We start from the raw sequence: 6,841 nt of genomic DNA, 5'->3' as shown, positions 1-6,841 counted from the left end.
CGATCTTTTGACTTTAGCCTCTCAAGCAAAAGCAAAAGATCGCAGCCTGCGGCAGCTCCTGCAGGGGGTCAGATCATCTCTGGCAAGGAAGAGAGGATCTTGTCGAGGGTGATCGGATACTCACGCACCCGCGCCCCGGTGGCGTTGTAGATCGCATTCGCCACCGCCGCACTCACGCCGCAAATCCCCAGTTCACCCACACCCTTGGCTTTCATCGGCGATGAAACCGGATCGGTTTCGTCGAGGAAAATCACTTCCTGATGCGGGATGTCAGCATGCACCGGCACCTCGTATCCAGCCAGGTCGTGATTGACGAAAAAGCCCAGCCGCTTGTCCACCGCCAGCTCTTCCATCAGTGCCGCGCCGACGCCCATGGTCATCGCCCCGATCACTTGGCTGCGCGCGGCTTTCGGGTTGAGAATCCGTCCGGCCGCGCATACCGCGAGCATACGCCGCACGCGGACTTCGCCGGTCGCTGCATCCACTGCCACTTCGACGAAATGCGCACCGAAAAGTCGACTGCTGATACTGCTTGGCGAGGTCGCCGAATTCGATGCTGTCCTCGGCCTCGACCACGCCATCTTTTGCCGCATCACGCAGCGGCAGAGTCTTGCCGCCGGCACGCACCTGACCGTCGGCGAACTCGACGTCACTACCGCTCATGCCCAGCTTCGTCGCCACCGCTTCACGCAGTTTCATGCACGCGGCATACACCCCGGCAGTCGAGCAGTTACCGCCGAACTGGCCGCCGGAACCGGACGACACCGGGAAATTCGAATCGCCCAGATGCACCGTCACATCCGCCAGAGGCACGCCCATCATCTCGGCGGCGGTCTGGGCGATGATGGTGTAGCTGCCGGTACCGATGTCGGTCATGTCGGTTTCCACCGTGACCTTGCCATCGCGCTCCAGCCGCACCCGGGCGCCGGATTTCAGCAGCAGGTTGTTGCGAAACGCCGCAGCGACGCCCATGCCGATCAGCCAGCGGCCTTCGCGACGGCTACCGGGTGTGGCGTTGCGCTGGTTCCAGCCGAATTTCTCGGCGCCGGTCTGCAGGCATTCGATCAGACGCCGCTGGGAGAACGGACGCTCGGTTTTGACCGGATCGACCTGGGTGTCATTGAGGATGCGGAACTGCACCGGGTCGAGCTTGAGCTGCTCGGCCATTTCGTCCATGGCGATTTCCAGCGCCATCAGCCCCGGCGCCTCACCCGGTGCGCGCATGGAATTGCCTTCGGGCAGATCCAGCGGCGCCCGGCGCATGGTCACCCGGCGGTTTTCCCCGGCATAAAGCAACTGGCTCGGTTGCGCGGCGACTTCGACCTTGCCGTCCTTGAGGTTGCCCGACCAGCCTTCGTGGGCGATGGCGCTGAGCTTGCCGTCCGCCGTCGCGCCCATCCGAATACGCTGAATCGTGGCCGGGCGGTGGGTGGTGTTGTTGGCCATTTGCGGGCGGGCGAGGGCGACTTTCACCGGGCGGTTGGCCAGGCGCGCACCGAGGGCGGCGAGGATCGCGTCGGCACGAATGAACAGTTTGCCGCCGAAGCCGCCGCCAATGTACGGCGAGATCAGGCGCACGTTTTCCTTGGGCAGGCCAAGGGTCGTGGCGACGTCGCCGACGCTCCAGGCAATCATCTGATTGGAGGTCCACAAGGTCAGGTGATCACCTTTCCATGCGGCCAATGTGGCGTGCGGCTCCATCATTGCGTGGGATTGATCGGGGGTGGTGTAGGTCTGGTCGAACTGCACCGGCGCAGCGGCAAAGGCTTTGTCGAAATCGCCGTGGGTCACGTCGGGCAACTCGTCGTCTTCGACGCCTTGGTCAAGCACGTTGGCCAGTTCGAACTCGCCTTTGGCCGCGACGTAATCGACCTTGACCAATTGCGCCGCAGCGCGAGCCTGTTCGAAGGTCTCGGCGACCACCAGCGCCACGGCCTGGTGGTAGTGCTGCACCTCGGGCCCGGCGAGCAGCGGCGCCGAATTGTATTGGCCTTTGCCGAGCTTGCCGGCATTGGCGGCGGTGACGATGGCCAGCACGCCCGGTGCGGCTTGGGCCGCGTCGAGATCAATGTGGCTGATGCGGCCCTTGGCGATGGCCGAACCGACCATGAAACCGTAAGCCTGATTCGCCACGGCCTGATGCTGCTCATAAGCGTACGGCGCCTGGCCGCTGGTTTTCAGCGGGCCTTCGATGCGGTCGGTGGGCTTGCCAACGACTTTCAGTTGGTCGATCGGGTTGGTGGTGGCGGGCGTGTCGAATTTCATGCCTGATCCCTCGCTTGCGCCAACACCGAGCCCAGCGTGCGCTCGACCAGCGTCAGTTTGAATTGGTTGTCGTGGGTTGGCGTGGCGCCGTCAAGCAGACGTTCGCTGACGGCTTTAGCGCCTTGGGGCAGCAACGCGTCAGCGGCGTCGACCCGCCACGGTTTCGGCGCGATACCACCGACTGCCACACGTCCGCTGCCGTCCTTGTGCAGGATCAGTCCGACCGATACCAGAGCAAAGGCGTAGGACGAGCGATCGCGCACCTTGTGATAAATGTGTGTGCCGCCGACTGGGGCCGGCAGGGTTACCGACGTGATGAACTCGCCGGGCGTGAGGCTGGTTTCGATGTTCGGCGTGTTGCCGGGGAGCTGATGGAAATCGGCGATGGCGATGCTGCGGGTGCTGCCGTCCGGTTTCACCGTTTCAACCTGTGCATCGAGGGCGCGCATGGCAATTGCCATGTCGCTGGGGTGGGTGGCGATACAGGCGTCGCTGACGCCAATCAATCCCAACTGCCGACTGACCCCGCCAATCGCCGCGCAGCCGCTGCCGGGCTGGCGTTTGTTGCAGGCCTGATTGACGTCATAGAAGTACGGGCAGCGGGTGCGTTGCAGCAGGTTGCCGGCAGTACTCGCCATGTTGCGCAACTGACCGGAAGCGCCGGCGAGCAAAGCGCGGGAGAGCAGCGCGTAGTCCTTGCGCACGCGGCTGTCGGCGGCCAGATCGGTGTTGCGCACCAGCGCGCCGATGCGCAATCCGCCTTCAGGTGTGGCTTCGATCTGATCGAGGCCCAGGTGGTTGACGTCGATCAGGTGCAGCGGGGTTTCGATGTCGAGTTTCATCAGGTCCAGCAGGTTGGTGCCGCCGGCGATGAACTTCGCGCCTTCAATCTGCGCCGCCAGCGTTGCGGCTGCGGCGGGGGAGTCGGCGCGGCTGTAATTGAACGCTCTCATGCTGGCACCTGCGCAACTTCAGTGATGGCTTCGATGATGTTCGAGTAGGCGCCGCAGCGGCAGATGTTGCCGCTCATGCGTTCCTGGAATTCGCTGGCAATCAGTTGCGGGGCTTCGGTCAGACTCGGGCTGACGTGGCTGGGAATGCCTTCGCGGATTTCCTTGAGCACCGCCACCGCCGAACAGATCTGCCCCGGCGTGCAATAGCCGCACTGGTAGCCGTCGTGCTTGATGAACGCGGCCTGCATCGGGTGCAGATGGTCGGGCATGCCGAGGCCTTCGATGGTGGTGATCTCGCTGCCTTCGTGCATCACCGCCAGGGTCAGGCAGGCATTGATTCGACGGCCGTCGGCGATCACCGTGCAGGCGCCGCACTGGCCGTGGTCGCAGCCTTTCTTGCTGCCGGTCAGGTGCAGGTGTTCGCGCAGGGCATCGAGCAGGGTGGTGCGGTTATCGACCTCAAGGGCTTGGGGTGTACCGTTGACGTTGATTGTCAGTTTGGCCATGGCGGGTTGCTCCAGACTGGCCGCGTAGGCCTTGAGGCTGATGAAAGGGGGCATTGCAAACGCGGTGGCGGTCACCGCGCCGAGGATCAGGAATCTTCGTCGGGAAATCGTCATGCTTCGATTCCTCTCTGGCTTAATCAGGACGGCAGGGATTGAAGGGCCCACTCGGGCACGCCGGCATGCTTGCCGGTCTCGTTCTTGGAATGACCTGCGCGGAGGGGAAAAGGTTTTTGCGGATTTGCGCTATAGAGTTATGCGCAGGATTCATTAATGAGCTGGGCGACGCTGACCTTGTGGGAGCGGGCTTGCCTGCGATGAGGTCGTGTCAGTCAGCATTGCTTGAATGACACACCGCCATCGCGGGCAAGCCCGCTCCCACAGGTATTGTGTTCAATGCCCGCCGACCACCATGTGCGTGAACGGCGCCACATACGCCTGCAACGTCACCAGCCCGCCGACCAGCACCGCCAGCACAATCGAGTGGAAGAACACGTAGCGCAGAATCTCGCCCTCATGCCCATACCAGCGGGTCGCGGTGGAGGCGACCACGATCGATTGCGCATCGACCATCTTGCCCATCACCCCGCCGGAACTGTTGGCCGCCGCCATCAGTACCGGGCTGATGCCCAGCTGTTCCGAGGTCACTCGTTGCAGTCCGCCGAACAGCACGTTCGAAGCTGTGTCCGAACCAGTCAATGCCACGCCGAGCCAGCCGAGCAGGGTGCCGAACATCGGATAGAACACTCCGGTCGCGGCAAACGCCAGACCCATGGTGGCGTCCAGTCCGGAATAACGCGTGAGGAACCCCAGCGCCAGCATCGCGGCAATGGTGATCAGCGAAAAGCGCACCACCCACAACGTGCGCAAGTATTGCTTGATCAGTTGCGGGATCGAATAGCCCATCAATAAACCGCCGACAATCGCTGCCAGCAGAATGCCGCTGCCGGTGGCGGTGAACCAGGTGAACTTGTAGATCGCTTCCTCGGCTTTCGGCGCCGGCACCACCGGCGGGACTTTCTGCACTTGCAGGTGCAGGGTGGTGAAGGTCAGCGCTGGCGAGAAAATCGGATTGGCCTCATTGAGCGGTTTGCCTTGAGGATCGAGTTTGACCGCGTGCGTCACCGGATCCAGTGCCGGGCGCACATCGAAGATGTTCTTGAAGCCTGGGTGCCCCAGGCAAACACGAACACCGTGAGGATGATCCACGGCATCCACGCACGCATCACCGCCGGGCGTGCCTGATCGCTGAAGGCGGCGCTGGCGGTGACTTTTTTCTTCCTCGACCCGGGAGTTGTCGACCCGCCCGGACAGGGCGGCCGAGGTGTACACCGTCGCCGGTTTCCAGACTCGCAGAAACAGGGTCAGACAGGCCATGGAAATCAGCGCGGCGATCACGTCCACCAGCATCGGCCCGTGGAAGTTCGAGACGAGGAATTGCGGCACCGCGAAGCTGACCCCGGCCACCAGAATCGCCGGCCAGATCTCCAGCATCTTGCGCCACCCGGCAAACGCCCAGATCAACCAGAACGGCACCAGCACCGAGAAAAACGGCAACTGCCGACCGACCATCATCGACAGTTCCATTTCATCCAGACCGGTGACCTTGGCCAGGGTGATGATCGGCGTACCGAGTGCGCCGAACGCCACCGGTGCGGTGTTGGCAATCAATGCCAGACCCGACGCCGCCAGCGGCGAAAAAACCGAGGCCGATCAGAATCGCCCCGGTCACCGCGACCGGCGTACCGAACCCTGCCGCGCCTTCGAAAAATGCACCGAAGCAGAACGCGATCAGCAGCAGCTGCAAACGCCGGTCATCGGTGATGCGTGCGAGGGAATCCTGCAGCACTTTGAACGAGCCGTTCTCGGTGGTCAGGCGGTGCAGAAAAATGATGTTGAGCACGATCCAGCCGATCGGCAGCAAACCATTGGCCGCGCCGAACAACGCCGCCGAACCGGCCATGCTCGCCGGCATGCCAAAGGCGAAGATCGAAATCAACAATGCCGAAGCGAGGGCGAGCAGGGCGGCCAGGTGCGCCTTGACGTGAAAGAACGCCAGCGCCGCGAGCATCACCACCACCGGCACCGCGGCCATGAGCGTGGAGATCAGCGGGTTGCCGAACGGGTCGTAGATTTGCTGCCAGACCATGATCCACCTCTGCTTGTTGTTATCGAGGCGCAGATCCATTGCGTGGGAGTCGGTAAGCAGCAGTATAGGTGGCATTTCGCCGCCGCCCGGATACAGCAAATCGGCCGATCAACGGTCGTGCCCGGGCAGTGAATCAAAGTCCTTTTGTCCGGTCGTATCAGCGGCTGTGCGCACTGCGTCCTGTGAAGGCGTGGGCAGTGGCAGCCGTTCCGTCGTCAAGACCTTGGTTTTAGGGAAGTGTTGAATGAAGCGCGCTACAACGATGCTGCTGACCGTGACTGCCGCCGTATTGCTGGCGGGCTGTGTGGCGGACTTTGATGATGACCACCGCCACGGGCGGCATTACGACCGCGATCATGGCCGTTACTACGACCATGACCGGCGTTGGGATGACCGCGACGATGGTCGTCGTGACGGGCGTCGTTACTATCGTGACCGCGACGATGACTGAGTAGAAATCAAAAGGGCGTTACCCGCAACGGGAACGCCCTCGGCGATTAAAAATGAGCGCTCGCCCGGACGCTGGAATGCGCAGGCACGGTGGCCTCGAGATCCAGCAAATGGGTGGCGAGTATGTCGCTCAGAAAGCGGAACTGATCGTTGATGCCGACCACTTCATTGCTGAAGTGATTGCTCGCAGCGGGCATCAGCACATCGTCGAAATCTTCGTTGAACAGCAGCGCTTGCGTCTTGCGCGAGACGACCTGCTGGTCGTAATAGTTGCTGCCGAACGCCGGGAAGCTCACGGAGAGGGTGATGGTGCGAATCATGATGGGTACTCCTCGTTGCGTCTCGGATGGATGAATCGTGCCTTGGCCGGGCGGTGGGCGGAAGGCAATCGTGGCGATGGTGAATATCGACGGCGTTGATGGTTAATAGGTGTGGTGGATCGACTGGCCTCATCGCTGGCAAGCCAGCTCCCACAGGTTTTTCGGGTGCTCAATGGATTGATGTTCACAGAAGGGCTCTGT

The 6,841-nt window shown here is 62.3% G+C and carries 4 protein-coding genes and 2 pseudogenes; 1 reads left to right on the top strand and 5 read right to left on the bottom strand.

From position 1 onward, the window contains the following. Positions 1-68: 68 nt before the first annotated feature. From paoC to HT737_RS04940, 4 genes and pseudogenes are all read right to left on the bottom strand, one after another. Positions 69-2,265: pseudogene (gene paoC / locus HT737_RS04955) on the bottom strand (aldehyde oxidoreductase molybdenum-binding subunit PaoC). Beyond that, on the bottom strand, positions 2,262-3,218 hold the full coding sequence (locus HT737_RS04950) for a xanthine dehydrogenase family protein subunit M (RefSeq protein ID WP_131671277.1): 957 nt from the start codon (positions 3,216-3,218) through the stop codon (positions 2,262-2,264). The pseudogene paoC and the gene HT737_RS04950 overlap by 4 nt, the downstream one beginning before the upstream one ends. After that, the gene (paoA, locus tag HT737_RS04945) at positions 3,215-3,838 is read right to left on the bottom strand and encodes an aldehyde dehydrogenase iron-sulfur subunit PaoA (protein ID WP_095668892.1); all 624 of its coding nucleotides are present in this window, start codon (positions 3,836-3,838) and stop codon (positions 3,215-3,217) included. The genes HT737_RS04950 and paoA overlap by 4 nt, the downstream gene beginning before the upstream one ends. A 276-nt stretch (positions 3,839-4,114) precedes the next feature. Beyond that, positions 4,115-5,870 (bottom strand): annotated as a pseudogene (locus HT737_RS04940) (L-lactate permease). A 244-nt stretch (positions 5,871-6,114) separates the two neighbouring features. Here HT737_RS04940 and HT737_RS04935 point away from each other — a divergent pair. Next, the gene (locus tag HT737_RS04935) at positions 6,115-6,321 is read left to right on the top strand and encodes a hypothetical protein (RefSeq protein WP_041073476.1); all 207 of its coding nucleotides are present in this window, start codon (positions 6,115-6,117) and stop codon (positions 6,319-6,321) included. A gap of 46 nt (positions 6,322-6,367) precedes the next feature. Here HT737_RS04935 and HT737_RS04930 read toward each other — a convergent pair whose 3' ends face one another. After that, positions 6,368-6,640: a hypothetical protein gene (locus tag HT737_RS04930; protein WP_121186100.1), complete on the bottom strand. Its 273-nt coding sequence runs from the start codon at positions 6,638-6,640 to the stop codon at positions 6,368-6,370. Between the last annotated feature and the right edge of the window lie 201 nt (positions 6,641-6,841).

It is taken from the genome of Pseudomonas sp. MD195_PC81_125, from assembly GCF_014060985.1.
GTDB lineage: Bacteria > Pseudomonadota > Gammaproteobacteria > Pseudomonadales > Pseudomonadaceae > Aquipseudomonas > Aquipseudomonas parakoreensis.
The sequence above is the reverse complement of the archived record's forward strand: the minus strand, read 5'-3'. Positions and strand labels throughout refer to the sequence as shown.

Bases quoted from the DNA above. Each gene is read 5' to 3' on its own strand.
- HT737_RS04950 (WP_131671277.1), bottom strand. From the start codon at position 3,218: ATGAGAGCGTTCAATTACAGCCGCGCCGACTCCCCCGCCGCAGCCGCA.
- paoA (WP_095668892.1), bottom strand. From the start codon at position 3,838: ATGACGATTTCCCGACGAAGATTCCTGATCCTCGGCGCGGTGACCGCC.
- HT737_RS04935 (WP_041073476.1), top strand. From the start codon at position 6,115: ATGAAGCGCGCTACAACGATGCTGCTGACCGTGACTGCCGCCGTATTG.
- HT737_RS04930 (WP_121186100.1), bottom strand. From the start codon at position 6,640: ATGATTCGCACCATCACCCTCTCCGTGAGCTTCCCGGCGTTCGGCAGC.